The sequence below is a fragment of the Streptomyces sp. M-16 genome, assembly GCF_052114405.1.
Classification (GTDB): Bacteria; Actinomycetota; Actinomycetes; order Streptomycetales; family Streptomycetaceae; genus Streptomyces.
On record NZ_JBFRER010000011.1, the window covers coordinates 43,416 to 57,914 of the forward strand.

At 71.7% G+C, this 14,499-nt stretch carries 10 protein-coding genes and 1 pseudogene; 5 read left to right on the top strand and 6 right to left on the bottom strand.

Annotated elements, in window-relative coordinates:
* Positions 1-66 precede the first annotated feature (66 nt).
* Positions 67-2,028 carry an acyl-CoA dehydrogenase family protein gene (locus tag AB4039_RS08020; protein WP_442270368.1) on the top strand — a complete coding sequence of 654 codons (1,962 nt, stop codon included), beginning with the start codon at positions 67-69 and terminating at the stop codon, positions 2,026-2,028.
* A gap of 1,392 nt (positions 2,029-3,420) precedes the next feature.
* On the opposite strand, the gene AB4039_RS08025 is transcribed toward AB4039_RS08020, so the two are convergent.
* Positions 3,421-3,828 (bottom strand): hypothetical protein, encoded by a 408-nt coding sequence (locus tag AB4039_RS08025; RefSeq protein WP_442270369.1) that lies wholly within the window; start codon positions 3,826-3,828, stop codon positions 3,421-3,423.
* A 342-nt stretch (positions 3,829-4,170) separates the two neighbouring features.
* Between AB4039_RS08025 and AB4039_RS08030 the strand changes: the two genes are divergently transcribed.
* Positions 4,171-4,434, top strand: a complete 264-nt coding sequence (locus AB4039_RS08030; RefSeq protein WP_442270370.1) for a hypothetical protein — start codon at positions 4,171-4,173, stop codon at positions 4,432-4,434.
* 150 nt (positions 4,435-4,584) lie between these two features.
* Here AB4039_RS08030 and AB4039_RS08035 read toward each other — a convergent pair whose 3' ends face one another.
* Complete coding sequence (locus AB4039_RS08035; RefSeq protein WP_442270371.1) at positions 4,585-5,250, bottom strand: glycosyltransferase family 2 protein; 666 nt, start codon at positions 5,248-5,250, stop codon at positions 4,585-4,587.
* Between the two features lie 6 nt (positions 5,251-5,256).
* Positions 5,257-5,592 carry a peptidoglycan-binding domain-containing protein gene (locus AB4039_RS08040; RefSeq protein ID WP_442270372.1) on the bottom strand — a complete coding sequence of 112 codons (336 nt, stop codon included), beginning with the start codon at positions 5,590-5,592 and terminating at the stop codon, positions 5,257-5,259.
* A gap of 575 nt (positions 5,593-6,167) precedes the next feature.
* On the opposite strand from AB4039_RS08040, the gene AB4039_RS08045 reads away from it, so the two are divergent.
* The 3 genes and pseudogenes from AB4039_RS08045 to AB4039_RS08055 all read left to right on the top strand — a co-directional run.
* Positions 6,168-7,103: a DUF5996 family protein gene (locus tag AB4039_RS08045; RefSeq protein WP_442270373.1), complete on the top strand. Its 936-nt coding sequence runs from the start codon at positions 6,168-6,170 to the stop codon at positions 7,101-7,103.
* Positions 7,104-7,128: 25 nt separating this feature from the next.
* Positions 7,129-7,896, top strand: coding sequence for an MFS transporter (locus AB4039_RS08050; RefSeq protein ID WP_442270374.1), 768 nt, complete (start codon positions 7,129-7,131; stop codon positions 7,894-7,896).
* Positions 7,868-8,479 (top strand): annotated as a pseudogene (locus AB4039_RS08055) (transposase); the annotation flags it as partial. The gene AB4039_RS08050 and the pseudogene AB4039_RS08055, both read left to right, overlap by 29 nt.
* Positions 8,480-8,575: 96 nt before the next feature.
* On the opposite strand, the gene AB4039_RS08060 reads toward AB4039_RS08055, so the two are convergent.
* Genes AB4039_RS08060 through AB4039_RS08070 form a run of 3 tightly spaced genes read right to left on the bottom strand, consistent with a single transcriptional unit; the run spans position 8,576 to position 14,482 of the window.
* Positions 8,576-11,446, bottom strand: coding sequence for an NHLP bacteriocin export ABC transporter permease/ATPase subunit (locus AB4039_RS08060; protein WP_442270375.1), 2,871 nt, complete (start codon positions 11,444-11,446; stop codon positions 8,576-8,578).
* Between the two features lies 1 nt (position 11,447).
* Positions 11,448-13,679 (bottom strand): NHLP family bacteriocin export ABC transporter peptidase/permease/ATPase subunit, encoded by a 2,232-nt coding sequence (locus AB4039_RS08065; protein WP_442270376.1) that lies wholly within the window; start codon positions 13,677-13,679, stop codon positions 11,448-11,450.
* Positions 13,676-14,482 (bottom strand): hypothetical protein, encoded by an 807-nt coding sequence (locus AB4039_RS08070; RefSeq protein ID WP_442270377.1) that lies wholly within the window; start codon positions 14,480-14,482, stop codon positions 13,676-13,678. Before AB4039_RS08070 ends, AB4039_RS08065 begins: the two co-directional genes overlap by 4 nt.
* Positions 14,483-14,499 lie beyond the last annotated feature (17 nt).

Here is a 14,499-nt window from a genome sequence, read left to right on the forward strand (position 1 = left end):
TTGCCCCCTCCCGGGGCCGCCGCTCGTCCCCCGGTTGAGCACCCTTCGGCGGGGTAGCGAATCGGCATGGCACTCGAGAACTCTTCCGCACCCGCGACCGCGTACGTACAGCCCGAGATCGATGTCCCTTCGCTGACGGCCGTCCTCGACGGGGAGTACGCCGGGATCCGCGACCTGGTCCGCGGCAACCTGACGACGTACTCCTCCATCCTCGACGAAGCCGACGAACTCGGCATCGACGCGTATCGCGAGCGGGTGCGGGAGATCGTCGTCAAGATGGCCGCGACCGGCCAGACCGGCATGGGCTTCCCCGCCGAGTACGGCGGGGGCGGGGACGTCGGGGCATCGATCGCCGCGTTCGAGACCCTGGCCTTCGGCGATCTCTCCGTCCTGGTGAAGGTGGGCGTCCAATTCGGCCTCTTCGGCGGCGCGATCCTGCACCTGGGGACCCGGCGCCACCACGAGGCCCACCTCCCGGACCTGATCACCGGCGAGCTCATGGGCTGCTTCGCGATGACCGAGACCGGCCACGGCTCCAACGTCCAGGCGCTCGGCACGGTCGCGACGTACGACAGCGCGACCGGGGAGTTCGTCATCACCACCCCCGACGACGACGCCCGCAAGGACTACATCGGCAACGCGGCCCGCCATGCCGAACTGGCGGTCGTCTTCGCCCAGCTGGAGGTGGACGGCAGGTCCCAGGGCGTGCACGCCTTCGTCGTACCGCTGCGGACCGGTGGCAGGACGGCGCCCGGCGTCCGGATCGAGGACGACGGCCGCAAGATGGGGCTCAACGGCGTGGACAACGGCCGCATCTGGTTCGACGGCGTACGGGTACCGCGCGAGGCGCTGCTCAACAGGTTCGCCGACGTCACGCCGGAGGGCGGCTACGAGAGCGCGATCGACGATCCCAACCGGCGCTTCTTCACCATGCTCGGCACCCTGGTGCAGGGCCGGGTCAGTGTCGCCGGTGCCGGGACCAGCGTCGCCAAAGTGGCGCTGACGGTCGCCACGAAGTACGCGGCGCGGCGCCGGCAGTTCGGGGTGGGTCAGGGCTCCGAGGAGCAGGTTCTCCTCGACTACGGGCTGCACCAGCGCCGCTTGCTGCCGCTGATCGCCCGGACCTACGCCCTGCACGCGGCGCAGGACATCGTGCGCACCCAGCTGCACGAGGTCTTCTCCGGCATCGAGGACGACGCGCGGGCGCGACGCCGGCTGGAGGCACGGGCGGCGGGCATGAAGGCACTCAGTACCTGGCACGCCACCCGCGTCGTCCAGGAGTGCCGCGAGGCGTGCGGCGGCGCCGGCTATCTCGCCGTGAACCGGTTCGCCGCACTGAAGGGCGACAGCGACGTCTTCACCACCTTCGAAGGCGACAACCACGTCCTGCTGCAACTCGTGGCCAAGGGGCTGCTCACCGATCACGCGGGCGAGTTCGAGGGGCTCGACCAGCTCGGCATGGTCCGCTACGTCACCGGCCTCGCCGTCGAAACGGTCATCGAGCGGACCTCTGCGCACAAACTGCTCGAACGGGTACGCGATCTGCTGCCCGGCGGCGACGACTGGGACCGAGAAGCCGGCCTGCTCGACCCGGAGTACCAGTTGGCGATGTTCCGCTTCCGTGAGGAGCACCTGCTCGCCGGGCTGGCCCGGCGGATCAAGCGCGGAATCGACCAGGAGCGCGCGGCGGGCGCCGTGTTCTCGCAGGTCCAGGACCACGTCATCGCACTCGCCCGCGCGCATGTCGAGCGGCTGGTCGCGGAGGCCTTCGTGGACCAGGTGCGCGCCCTGCCCGAGGGGGGCGGGAAAGCCGCCCTGGGCCTGCTGTGCGACCTGTTCGCCCTGTCGGCGATCGAGGCTGACCGGGCTTGGTTCATGGAGCACGGGCGGCTGACCGTCCAGCGTTCCAAGGCGATCAGCCGCGAGGTGAACGACCTCTGCCGCAAGGTGCGTCCGCTCGCCGTCGACCTCGTCGACGCCTGGGGCATTCCGTCCGCCGTACTCCGGGCGCCGGACCTCGTGGGCTGACCGGCCCCCCCACTCTGGCTCCGGACCTGCCCGGGTTCCGGGCGGCTGGGCGGCCCGGCCGCCACCGAGACCAGCTGGTCTTCACGCTCTCCCCGCTCGTGGTCGCCCGGCTGCGGCGGGCAGGCCTGTGGCCTCGGCCGCCACGGGCGGGGCCGTACGGGTCGACGGCGGCTACGTCGACTCGGTCCTGCCCTGAGCGGGATCGGAACGGGGATCGGGGCGGGGACCGGTCAGGCCGTGCAGCCAGGCCTCTGCCGCGCGCGGGCTGCACGGGCGGACGACGCGTACCGGGGCGAACCGCGGGTCGGTGGCGCGCCGGCCGATCTCGGCCCGTCGCTCGGCGTGCCGGGACCAGGACCACCACACCGGACGGGCCGCGCAGCCACTCGCGCCACCGCTCGCGGTTCCCTCCGAACAGGCGCTCCCGGAGCAGGCTCCGGCGCAGTGAGCGCCGCAGGACCCGCAGCATCACCACGGGCCGCGGGAAGTGGAGCCACACCACGGCGTCGGCCCGCTCCCACTACGCCGCGGCGTCCTCTGCAACATCCTGACCACCCGCAACACCGCGGCCCCTTCCGATGAGGGAGCCTGCGGCCCCGACCCGTGCAGCCGGAGCCCGTTGAGGGGGTGCAACGTCGGGGCTGGCGTGGCTACGGCCCATCCGTGAGGGACGGTTCGGTCGGCCGTCGTCCGGACGGTCCATTGCGGTGGGCACCCTGTCGGAGCAGAGCCGGTGGGCCTCGCGTCCCGCGAGCCTCTTCACGAGCGGCGCTTCGGCGCAGAGCGGGCCGAACGCAGCGGGGCACGCGAGGCTGCGTCACTCGACCCGTGGGGCGCCCACATCGGCGCGGCTCACGACGGATTGCCGCAGGGCTACCCGTGCAGAACCCACCACCCAAGCGGAGTAATACATTCCGTAACGGCTGTTCGCCGGCTTTCTTCGTGCATCCGTATCAAATCCGCACGCATGTTCATGCCGTTGACCATGGCCGGGCCCGGCATCTTCGGGAAGGCGGGGCGGCCGATCAGGTGCACCGTGCCGATGCACCTCCCGGAACGAGGAGGGACGTGGCCGCCGCGAAAGCAAGTCGAGGCGATCTTCCGCGGTTTCGCAGGGGGGCAGCCCCACTCCGGTTCCCCCAGCCCCGGCCCCGTGGTGGGGTTCTTCCTCCCTCAAGCCCTCAGCGGCCCTGTGACGCGACTTCGTGATGTGCCGAACGCCTCCTCGGCGCTCACGAGGAACACGTCCGGGCGCGGTGCGCCCACTGCACCTCCCGAGCCGCGGGGCTGCCCGTCCCGGTGGCGGCAGTTGGGCGATGTGGGGATGCACCTGGTCCAGGACGTGACGGAGCGCGGGCCCGACCCCGGCCCTGCGGCTGGGTTCGTTGCTGATCAGCAGGCCGCGGGGGCCGCCGCGGTGCCTGCCCCCTCGACCAGCAGCGCGTGTTCGTGGCAGTTTGGGCACTCCTGCACGGTGCCGTGCAGTCCGAACCCGGCCCGTGTGGATGTACCAGAGCGGGGTCGCTCCGGCGGACCAGCATCTCCCGAGGCGCTGCCCTTGAGGACGCGGTCGACGCGGACACGGTAGGCGTCGCAGGCCAGACCCTCCACGGTCCGGCGGCCGAGGTCTTCCACGACCGCCCCGGTGAACACGGCCGTGGCTCCAGGGGCCGCGAAGGCCGGATCGGTGGTGTCGAAGTCCACCGGAACGACCGGCTCCAGGTCTTCACCCACCCCGGCCCGTGCCATCAGCGCGGCGAGCATCCGCTGCCAGGTGCCGTCGAGGGCCCATCTCCGCAAGCGGCTGCAGACGTCCTGCCGGTTGCCGTGCCTCCGCACGTGCCGGCTCGGGCGGCGGCCATCCGCCCAGCTCCGGGCCCGACGGCGGTGCCCCAGGCCGCTGTCGGCGCGGTGCGGCCGGCCACTCGGCCCGCCCATGACCTGTCTCCACGTCCAGGCTCCCCCACGCGCCGGACGCGCCCTGCACCTCCCCGGTACGCGGCCCGAACACACCAGCCCGCCCGGGTACGCGATGATGGCCCGAAGTGGTCTGGCGTTCCCCTGTCGGCCGTCCACCGGAAGTGGAGTACGGGGATTCATGCTCGGGCAGTGGACCCGGGACGGGAAAGGGCAGGCAGCGGGATGAGCACGACTGATGACCAGGTGTACTGCGGCGACGAGGGCCACGTGGTCCGGCCCGCCCCGGGCCGGGTGTACGTGAGGCTGGCGGGTGGCCCCCTGGACGGTCAGCTCCTCGACGTGACCAGCCTGTCCCTGCGGGAGTGGGCGGAGGGCGTACTCCTGATCACCGACCGCGGGCTGTACGGGCCCGGCGGCCGATCCCTGTACAGCCCTTCCGAAGCCGACCCGGACGGCCCCTTCCRTTGGGAGGGCGACACTCCCTGAACCGGCACGGCCAGGTCCGGAGTGCACCGCGGACCCGCCGGGGCCGGCCCCGGGTCCAGCCTCCAAGTACGAGGCACGGCCCTGGGGCGGGTCCCGGTCGGGCCCCCCGGACACGGTCGCGCACCGGGCTCACCGGGCCCGTACATGGATCTAGATGCGCGAGTTGCGCAGCGACTGCCACACAGCACCGGCCAGCGCCCGCGTCGCCCGCGGGACCGACAGGTGCTCGTGCTCGCGGTACAGGGCCCAGTTGTACTGGGCATCAGCCTCGTTCCCAGGACATTGCGGTCGTACATGGCAGTGAGCGCACCGATGTGGTCGCGGACCAGCACCGCCCGGGAGTCCACGTGCTCCCGCGCACGGACCACCCGCCCGTTCGGGACCCAGTCGGTGCTCTCGCCGTCGTAGTCGGCGTCCATCTTGAAGTACGAGGTGAACGTCAAAGGGCGCGGTGGCCCGCGCAGCGAAGGCGAGCTGCTTCTCGGTCTTCTCCGGAAGCCACATGTCGTCGCTGTCGAGGAAGGCGATGTAGTCCCCGCGGGCCCGCTGGATCGCGCGGTTGCGGGCCCTGCCCGCACCGCCCTGCTCGGGTGCCGATTCCGGCAGGACGCGCTCGTCCTGCTCGGCGAACTCGCGGAGCAGGTCCGTGGAGCCATCGGAGGACTGGTCGTCAGTAGCCAGCAGCTCCAGGTCGGGGTGGGTCTGCGTGAGCACCGACCGGACGGCAGCGCCGAGGGTGGCCGCGGCATCCGCCGGGGCGGACGCCCTCTCGCGGCCGGCCTCAGCCTGACCGATCCGGCGAACCCATGCGGTCACAGCACCCTAGACGCCGTACCCACTGAGATATCGGCCTCTTGTCGGTATGTACTTCCAGCAGTCGTACGCGTTTGCCGGCTGGTCGCGGGCGATCGCCTGAAAGGTGATTTCGCCCGTGTCGCGGCGTAGGACGCCATCACCCTGCAAGCCCGCGCGGCGTTGCAGCTCCCTGACGGCGTTGTCGGTCCGGGGGCCGCAGATTCCACTCGTGGCCACAACGTCACTTGCAGTGCCGAGGCCGACCTGGCGCATGCCGTACTGAACGCAGTACACCGCCTTACCGTGCATGCCGGAGTGGACATAGGAGGCGTCGTATGAGGCGTGGGCGTTGCCCCCGGCCATGCGTACCGTTGCCCCCCAGGCCCAAAGCTCCCGCTGCACGGGCGATGCGTGGTGCAACTACCGAACGAATCCTCACGAAGATCCCTCTCGTGGTGCGGACTCCAGCCCTCCAGAAAGGCGCCGGAGCAAGTTGATGATCACGCTGGTGCCGCATCAGGCAACGCCCGCCCTGCGCCGCTGCCTGCGCCGGCACAATGCCAACGCCCGCCAGGGCGGGCGCCCTCTCCCAGCCTCATCCTGACCAACCCGGCAGACCTATCCGGTCACAGCACCAGCCAGTGCGCCCCCAAGGTCGGCAAGCTCCTGAGGGTCGATGAGCACGGCCGTCGGCCGGCCCACGGCGGTGCTCGGGCGCCTCCCTAAGTCAGCCGCCTGGACTGGTCGGGGAGAGGTTGCGGGCGGCGCTGGAGGATCTGGCCGAGGTGGACGGGAACTGGCTCCTTGCACTGATCGAGCCCGAACGGGGCAAGCGTTACGGACGCAGGGCTCCCTCGGCGGCGTGCGGGATGTCCCCTGCGGGGTCATGATGAGACAGCCCGGCCGCCGCAGGAGCGCCGGGCGGGAAGGGGCAGGCAATGGAGCTGTTCCCGCCGGCGCCGCTGCCGGAGTGGCGGGACACGAAGGAGACGCTGCACCGCTTCGCGCAGATTGTCGGCAAGATCCGCTTGGCCGCAAGCTCCCGGCGCAACCACTGGTGGAATGTCCCGTTCCATGTCACTGGGCGCGGCATCACCACCCGTCCGATGGGTCAGGTCGACGGGAATCCGATCTTCACGGTCGACTTCGACTTCGTCGACCACCGGCTCGCCGTCATGACGCTGGACGGCGAAGAGCGGTCCTTTCCGCTTCAGGGCCAGTCCGTCGCGTCCTTCTACGACCAGACCCTGGCCGCTCTGGCCGCGCTGGGCGTCCGGGTGGACATCGCTATTCCCAGGCCCTTCGACCTATCCGACGCCGACCGGCCGTTCGCCGAGGACACCGAGCACGCGTCCTACGACCCGGTGGCCGCAAACCGCTACTGGCGGGTGCTGAGCCAGGTGGCGTCCGTGCTGGAGGAGTTCGCGGCGGGCTTCTCGGGAAAGGCCAGCCCGGTGCACCACTTCTGGCACACCTTCGACATCGCCCACAGCCGGTTCTCCGGGCGCCGGGTCGACCAGCCCAGGCAGGCCGACCCCGTCACCCGGGAGGCGTACTCCTCGGAAGTGATCAGCTTCGGCTTCTGGTTCGGCGACGACACCTTTGCCGAGCCCGCGTTCTACTCGTACACCGCCCCCGAGCCCGCCGGCCTGGCCGAAGCGCCGCTCAGCCCGGCATCCGCGCAGTGGGTCGCGCGCGGCGACAGCCACCTGGCCGTACTGCGCTACGACGCGGCCCGCGCCGAGGCCGATCCACGTGCCGCCGTGCTCTCCTTCTACGAAAGCGCCTACCAGGCCGGGGCCGGACGCGCCGGATGGGACATCGCGGCGCTTGCGTGCCCCAGCGGAATCACGGACCCGGTCCGTCGCTTCTGACGAATTCGGTCAGCGGTGCAGCGCGGTGCAGTGGTCAGGCTTCGGTATCGGTGCGCGCCAGGATGCCCTTAGACATCGCTTCTTTTGGCGTGACCGTTCGTTGAACCGCCACGGTGCAGCGCCGGCGCGCGGTGGTGAGGACGCCCAGTGCGGTGGCGGCACCGCGGCAAGGGAACCCTTCACCACCGAACTGGCAGAGGGCTGGCGCGAGGTACGGCGGCACCGCTGGTACTGGACGAACCTCATCGGGCACGCCCTGTGGAACCTGGGCCGCTGCGTCTTCTTCACGGTCGGCGCCCTCGTGGTCGTCCGCTCACTCGGCGGGGAGTGCGCCTGGGGCATGATCGCCCAGGCCGGGGCGGTGGGGGCTCTGACAGGAGCCCTGGTCGCGCTGCGGATCAGAACCTCCCGTCCGCTGGTCGTGGCCAACATGTGCATGGCGCTCGGGTGCCTGGCCCTGGCCCTCATCGCGCTCCACGCGCACCCCGTCGTGATAGCCGTGGCGACAGCCCTGATGAACAGCGCCCTCGGGCTGAGCTCGACCCTGTGGGACGTCACCGTGCAGCGGCGCATCCCTCCGGAGTTGATCTCCCGGGTCGACTCCCTCGGCCGGCTGCTGTCCACCGCCATGAATCCGGCGGGCATGGCCCTGGCCGGAGCCGTCGCCGCAGCCGTCGGCCCCGGCACGACGCTCGGTGTCGCCGCCTTCCTGGTCGCGGGTTCCTCCCTGGGCCTGCTCGCCGTCCGCAGCGTCCGGGCACCGGAGCCGGCCGCCGCGCCGTCCGGGGCCTGAAGCGCCACGCGGCGACGGCGAACCCGGCGGGGCCCGACTTGGACCGTGTCCTATCGCGGCGATCATCTACGTTCTGGTCGGCGGGCGTGCCTGGCCGGCTCTGCCGCCGTGCTTCGGGATATCGAAGTCGACGGCCCACCGCCGCTTCCTGATCTGGTCGCGGGCCGGAGTGCGGGGCCGGCTCCATGAGGAGATCCTTCACCGGCTTGGCGACGCTGGCCTCCTCGACCTCTCCCGGGCCGTCCTTGACTCCGCCCAGATCCGGGCCAGATAGGGGGCGAACTCACAGGTCCGAGTCCCGTGGACCGGGGCAAACCGGGCTCCAACATGCACGTCCTGTCGGACGCGGCAGGACTGCCCCTCCTCGTCGGCCTTTCGGCCGCCAACACCCACGACAGCCTCGCGCCGAAGCCCATGGTGCTCGGTCAGCACACGGGACACGCCCCCGACCGCGGCCGCCACTTCAAGCCCCAGCGTCTGCGCCGACAAGGCTTACGGCGTTCCCCGCCTGCGGAAATGGCTTCGCGGCAAGCGGATCGGCGTCCGGATCGCCCGCAAGTGCTGCAAACGCCTCGTCCGCCTCACCCCATAGGACACGGCCTGAACCACACGCGGCGGTGTTCATTCCTACGCAGTAGTTGTCCGAGTCGGCCGGCTCCGACAGGGGTCGCCCGCCCGGTCAGTTCATCTGGCGGCGGACCAGTTCACGGAAGGGGCCCGCCGGGTCCGCGAGGAGTTCGGCCGGTGGGCCCTGCTGGGCGATGCGGCCGGATGACATGACGATCACCCGGTCCGCGTCCATGACCGTGGAGAGCCGGTGGGCTATGACCACGCGGGTGCAGCGGAGCGCGCGGGTGGAGTCGGTCACCACGCGTTGGGCCTCGTTGTCCAGCGCACTGGTGGCTTCGTCCAGGAAGATGACGCGCGGCTTGCGTATGAGGGCCTGGGCGATCATCAGGCGCTGGCGCTGGCCGCCCGAGACGGTGCCGCCGCCGTCGGAGAGCATGGTGTGCATGCCCATCGGCATGGCCTTGATGTCCGCCGCCAGGCCCGCCATCCCGGCGGCCTCCCACGCTTCGTCCAGCGAGTACGTCTCGGCGCCGCTGATGCAGTCGAGGATCGAGCCGGAAAAGGGCTGGGCGTGCTGCAGGACGACCCCGCACTGGCGGCGGACGGCAGCCTGGTCGAGGGCCGCCAGGTCCTGGCCGTCGTACAGGACGCTGCCGGCGGCCGGCCGGTCGAAGCCGATGAGCAGGCGCAGCAGGGTGGATTTGCCACAGCCGCTGGCTCCGACGATCGCGACGAACTCACCCTGCCGAATGTGCAGCGACACGTCGTCGAGGACCAGGGGGCCGTCGGCGGTGTAGCGGTAGGAGAGGTTCTTCGCCTCGATGGCGCCGCTCAGCTCACCGGGCATGGTGGAAGATCCGCAGACCTCGGGGGGCTCGGCGAGGAGCGGCCTGATCTGTTCGAACATCGGTTGTACGGCGGCGGCAGAGAGGAGCGCGCCGGTCAGCTGGGTGACCGAGGACAGCATCATCGTCACGGCGGTGCTGAAGGTGAGGAAATCACTGGCGGACATGCTGCCCCGTGCCGGCCCGGCCAGCAGCATGAACATCACGAGGGTGCACAGCGGCAGACAGACCGCGTTGAGCACGGTGACGGCGTTCTTGATCCGGCCGATGCGCTGCTGGAGCTCGCGGGTGCGCGCGAACTCCTTCGCCCAGGCGGCGTAGGCGAAGCTCTCGGCCATCGCCACGCGTAGCTTGGGCAGCCCGCGCAGGGTCTGGAACGCCTGGTTGTCGAGCCTGTGACCGAGCTCGATCAGCTGTCGCTGGTAGCGCAGCTGCCACAACCCCAGGCCCAGGAACACGGCCGCGATGACGAGCAGCATGGCGATCGCCGCCAGCGCCAGCGGCACGCTGAAGGCGAGGAGCAGTACGAGGTTCATCGCGGCGACGGCACCGGCCTGGACGCACACCGAGCCGATGCCGGACAGGGCGCTGCGGATGGCGCCGATGCCCAGGGCGGCGCCGGCCAGTTCGCCGGTGGAGCGGCCGGCGAAGAAGCTCACCGGCAGCCGCAGCAGGCGGTCCCATACGGCGGGCTGCAGGCTGGCCTCGATACGGCCCTCCATACGCAGGACGGAGACGTTCTGCAGCAGGATGAACGCGGCCGAGACGAGGCTGGTCGCGATGAGCGCCAGCGCGGTCTGCACGATGAGGTCGTCCTCGGCGCGGGGTACGTACTCGCCGAGCACCTTTCCGGTGGCGAGGGGTACGAGGGCTCCCAGGCCGACCGCGACCAGCCCGCCCAGGAGCAGCCCGCGCAGCTCCCTGCCGGTGCCGCGCAGGCTGAAGCGCAGCAGCCGCGGCAGGCTCGGTTTCCCCTCGGGCAGCGGACGGTAGAACATGACGGCGCGTGCTTCGAAGGCGGACGCGGTGTCCTTGTCCACGCGCTCCCGCGTTCCGCGGGCCGGGTCGACGGCCTCGTAGCCGCCGCGCCGCCACAGCAGGGCCACCGGGGTCCCGTCCGCCTCACGCCGGCCGACCAGGGGCCCGCTGTCCTCCCGCCACCACCGGCCGCCCAGCCGGACCGTACGGGTACGGATCCGCGAGGCGAGCGCGAGGTGCTCGACGGGATCGGCATGTCCCGAACCGGAGGCGGCGGAGCCCGTCGCACGCCCCTCGGACAGTGCGATGCCGGCCGCGGCGGCGACCAGGCGGCACACGGCGAACGTCGCGTCGTCGCTCGCGCCGCGCCGCGGACCCCGGCCCGAGCGGCCGATGGACGCCAGCAGCGTGCGGTCGGCGCGGGTACGGGCGGCCTCGCCGGCCCGGATCCCGGCTGCCGCGCGGTCCTCGTGGGCGCGTTCGAGCTGCTCGATCCAGTCCCCGAGGGCGTCCAGCAGCCGGTGCTGCTGCTCGACCATGCCCTGCCACAGCGTCGCATCGAGGAGGAGGACGCCGGTGGCGTCGTATCCCTCGTACGCGGCGCCGTACCCCACGCTGCCCGGGCTGACCGGGATCCACAGGACGTCGTCGTCGGTCCCGCCCCGGGAGGTGCCGGCCCGGTTTTCCAGGGGTGCCTGGTAGAGCACCCGCAGGCCCCGGCCGACGCCGAGCGCGAAGGCGTACTCAAGGGGGCTCGCCGGCGCGGCGTCGTAGGGTGCGCCGTACTGGCCCTGGTCGTACGACCACGGGTCGGCGTACGGCGTGCTCCGCAGCTCGTGGAGCTCGATGCGGTGCAGCCGACAGCCGTGCAGGGGGCGGCCCACCAGCGTGTGCCCGAGGCCGTCGGGCGGGCCCAGCAGAAGGGTGCCCGCCTCCAGCCGGCCCAGGAAGTGCCAGTGTCCGGCCTGCGCGGCGTCGACGGCGAACAGGTCCAGGTCCCCCTCGACGACGAGCCACAGGACGAGCGGCCCCTCCAGGGACAGACTGCGCACACCCGCGCAGTCGACGGCCGCGCCGAGTCCGCCCAGGGCCGCCACGACCGGGTCCGGGGCGACGACGGGCACCGGTTGGGCGTGGGCCGGGTACGGGTATGCCACCTCAGTGCTCCTTGACCAGTTCGGCGTACGGGCCGCGCGCGGCCAGCAGCTGTTCGTGCCGCCCGCGTTCGACGACCCTCCCCCGGTCGAGGACGAGGATCTCGTCGCTGTCGCGCACCGTGCTCAGCCGGTGGGCGATGACCACGCACGCGCAGCCGCGTCGCCGCAGGTTGTCCATGACGGTCTGCTCGGTCGCCGCGTCCAGGGCGCTGGTCACCTCGTCCAGGACCATGACGCTGGGGCGGCGCACCAGGGCCCGGGCGATCTCCAGTCGCTGGCGCTGGCCGCCGGAGAAGTTCCGGCCGTCCTGCTCCACCCGGCTGTGGATGCCGCCGGGGCGCCGCGCGACGACGTCGTACACGGCCGCGTCCTCCAGAGCGGCGATCACGGCCTCGTCCGGGATGGAGGGGTCCCAGAGGGCGACGTTGTCGCGGACCGTGCCCTCGAAGAGGAAGACGTCCTGGTCGACGAAGGAGACCGACGCCGCAAGCGCGCCGCGCGGGATGTCCGCCAGGCGCATGCCGTCGATGCGGATCGTGCCCTCCCAAGGGGTGTACAGGCCGGATATCAGCCGGGAGACGGTGGACTTGCCGCTGCCGGAGCCGCCGACGAGCGCGACCTGCCGGCCGGGGCCGACCGAGAGGGAGAACCCCTTCAGGAGCGGGGCGTCCAGCGGGCTGTATCCGAAGGTGATGCCCTCCAGCTCCACACGGCCGTGGAGGCGGCGCGTCGCGGCGGGGGGCTCACGTCGGGTGTAGAGCGGGTCTACGGGGAAGTTCTCGACGTCCTTGAGGCGGGCGAGGTCGGCCGCGAAGTCCTGGATCCGTCCGGCCACGCCGTTCAGCCGGGTGATCGGCGCGGTGAAACTCGTGACGAGTGCCTGGAAGGCGACGAGCAGGCCGACCGAGAGGTGTCCCTCCACCGCCCGCAGACCGCCGATCATCAGGATCAGCGCGCTGTTGAGCGCCGCCAGCGTGGGCGCGACGACCGCCAGCCACGCGCTGGGCATGCCGAGGCGCTGCTGCACGTCGAGGGTGACGGCGTGCCGGCCGGCCCAGCGGCGGAAGAAGCCGTCCTCGCCGCCGGTGGCCTTCATCGTCTCGATGAGCTGGAGACCGCTGTAGGAGGTGTTGGTGAGCCGGGCGTTCTCGGCGCGCAGCTTCTGGGTGCCGGTGGCCCGTACGCGGATCACTATGCGCATGGCCACGAGATTGAGCAGTGCGACGCCGATGCCGACGACGGTGAGCTGCGGATCGTAAGTCCACAGCAGCACCGCGTAGAGGACGACGACCACCGCGTCCACACCTGCGGCGGCGAGGTCCCTGGCCAGGGTCTCGGCGACCGCGTCGTTGGACTGAAGGCGCCGGACCAGGTCTGCCGGGCCGCGCTGGGAGAAGAAGGCGACCGGAAGCCTGAGGAGGTGCCGTAGGAAGCGGGCGCTGCCCAGCGTGGAGGAGATGATGCGCCCGCGTAGCAGGTTGGCCTGCTGGAGGGCGGTGAGCACGGCCGTCAGGAGCAGGGTGGCCGCCATCGACGCGAAGAGCACGCCCAGGAGCGAGGTCTGCTCACCGATCAGGAACATGTCGATGTACGTACGGCTCAGCGCGGGCACCGCCGCGCCGACGGCCACCAGGAGGAGGCTGGAGAGCACGGCCGCGAGCAGGGTGCCCGAGGTGCCGCGCAGGCGGCCCGGCAGGGCGGCCAGCACGCCGGGCTTGCGGCCGGTGCGGCGGAAGCCCGGGCCCGGTTCGAAGGTGAGGACGACGCCGGTGAAGCCGGTGTCGAACTCCTCCATGGGAACGAAACGCCGGCCCTTGGCCGGGTCGTTGACGTGGACGCCCCGGCGGCCGAAGCGGCGGCCCGTGCCCTCGTAGACGACGTAGTGGTTGAACTCCCAGAAGAGGACGGCCGGGGGCCGCACCCCGGCGAGCGCGGCCAGGTCCATCTGCATGCCCTTGGCCGCGAGCCCGTAACCCCGGGCCGCCTTGAGGAGGTTGCTCGCGCGGGAGCCGTCTCGGGAGACCCCGCAGGAGACCCGCAGCTCTTCCAGGGGGACGAAGCGGCCGTAGTGGCCGAGCACCATGGCCAGCGCGGCCGCGCCGCATTCCACCGCCTCCATCTGGAGCACGGTGGGGGTGCGTACGGGCCGGGGCGTACGGCCTCGCGGTGCGGAGACGGGGCGGCGGCGCGAGGAGCGGCGACCGGCGTTCCCCCGCCGCTGCGGGGCGGTCACGGCAGCAGCCAGTCGATGGGCCGCTGCGCGGCGAGGTGGACGGCTCCGGTGACCGGCGTCGCGGAGTCGACCGGGTACGGGGGGCCGTCCTGGGAGGACCACCGGTAGCCGGACGCGGCCGCGGACGAACGTTCGAGCCGCACGACCACGGCGACGGGATTGCCCTGCCGGGTGAACTGTGCGGCGAGCCGGCCGTCACCGAGGAAGCCGCCGATCTGCGCCGCGGTCTGGGGCGCCCGGCCTACCGCCTGGACGCGGCCGCGCAGCACCCCGTACCGGGGCTGGGGAACGGACTGGACGGTGAGGTCGACCGGGGCACCCACGGGGATGGCCGCGCCGCTCGGGCCGGATACGTAGAGCAGCGCGGTCAGCGGCTCGGCGGGGTTCTTCACACGTTCCACGGTCGCGACGTCCGCGCCGGTCGTCAGGACCGAACCGGTCTTGGCGACCAGCGTCGTCACCCGCCCGCCGGCCACCAGGCGTACGACCTGCTCGCCGCGGTCGGTCGCGACCCGGACCAGGGGCGCGCCGGGGGACAGCAACTGGCCCTCTTTGGCCAGGGCTTCGGTGACTTGTCCCGCATACGGACTTTGCAACAGGTAACTACCCTCGGGGTGAGTGAGGATTCCGGGTGCGCTCACCTTCGCGGACACGGATCCGGTGCATGCCCAGATGCTCGCGGCGGCCATGACGACCACGGTGACCGCCAGCACGAGCCGGCCCTGCGGGCGCGCGAATCGTACGGGCAGATCAAGTTCTTCGGGCGATTGCAGCTTGGAAAGCGCCTTTTGGCGGAACTGCACGGACTATTCCTTCGACT

What these genes read in the sequence shown, in the direction of transcription:
- AB4039_RS08040 (WP_442270372.1), bottom strand. Translation starts at nt 5,592, where the DNA reads ATGGCCGGGGGCAACGCCCACGCCTCATACGACGCCTCCTATGTCCAC.
- AB4039_RS08045 (WP_442270373.1), top strand. Translation starts at nt 6,168, where the DNA reads ATGGAGCTGTTCCCGCCGGCGCCGCTGCCGGAGTGGCGGGACACGAAG.
- AB4039_RS08020 (WP_442270368.1), top strand. Translation starts at nt 67, where the DNA reads ATGGCACTCGAGAACTCTTCCGCACCCGCGACCGCGTACGTACAGCCC.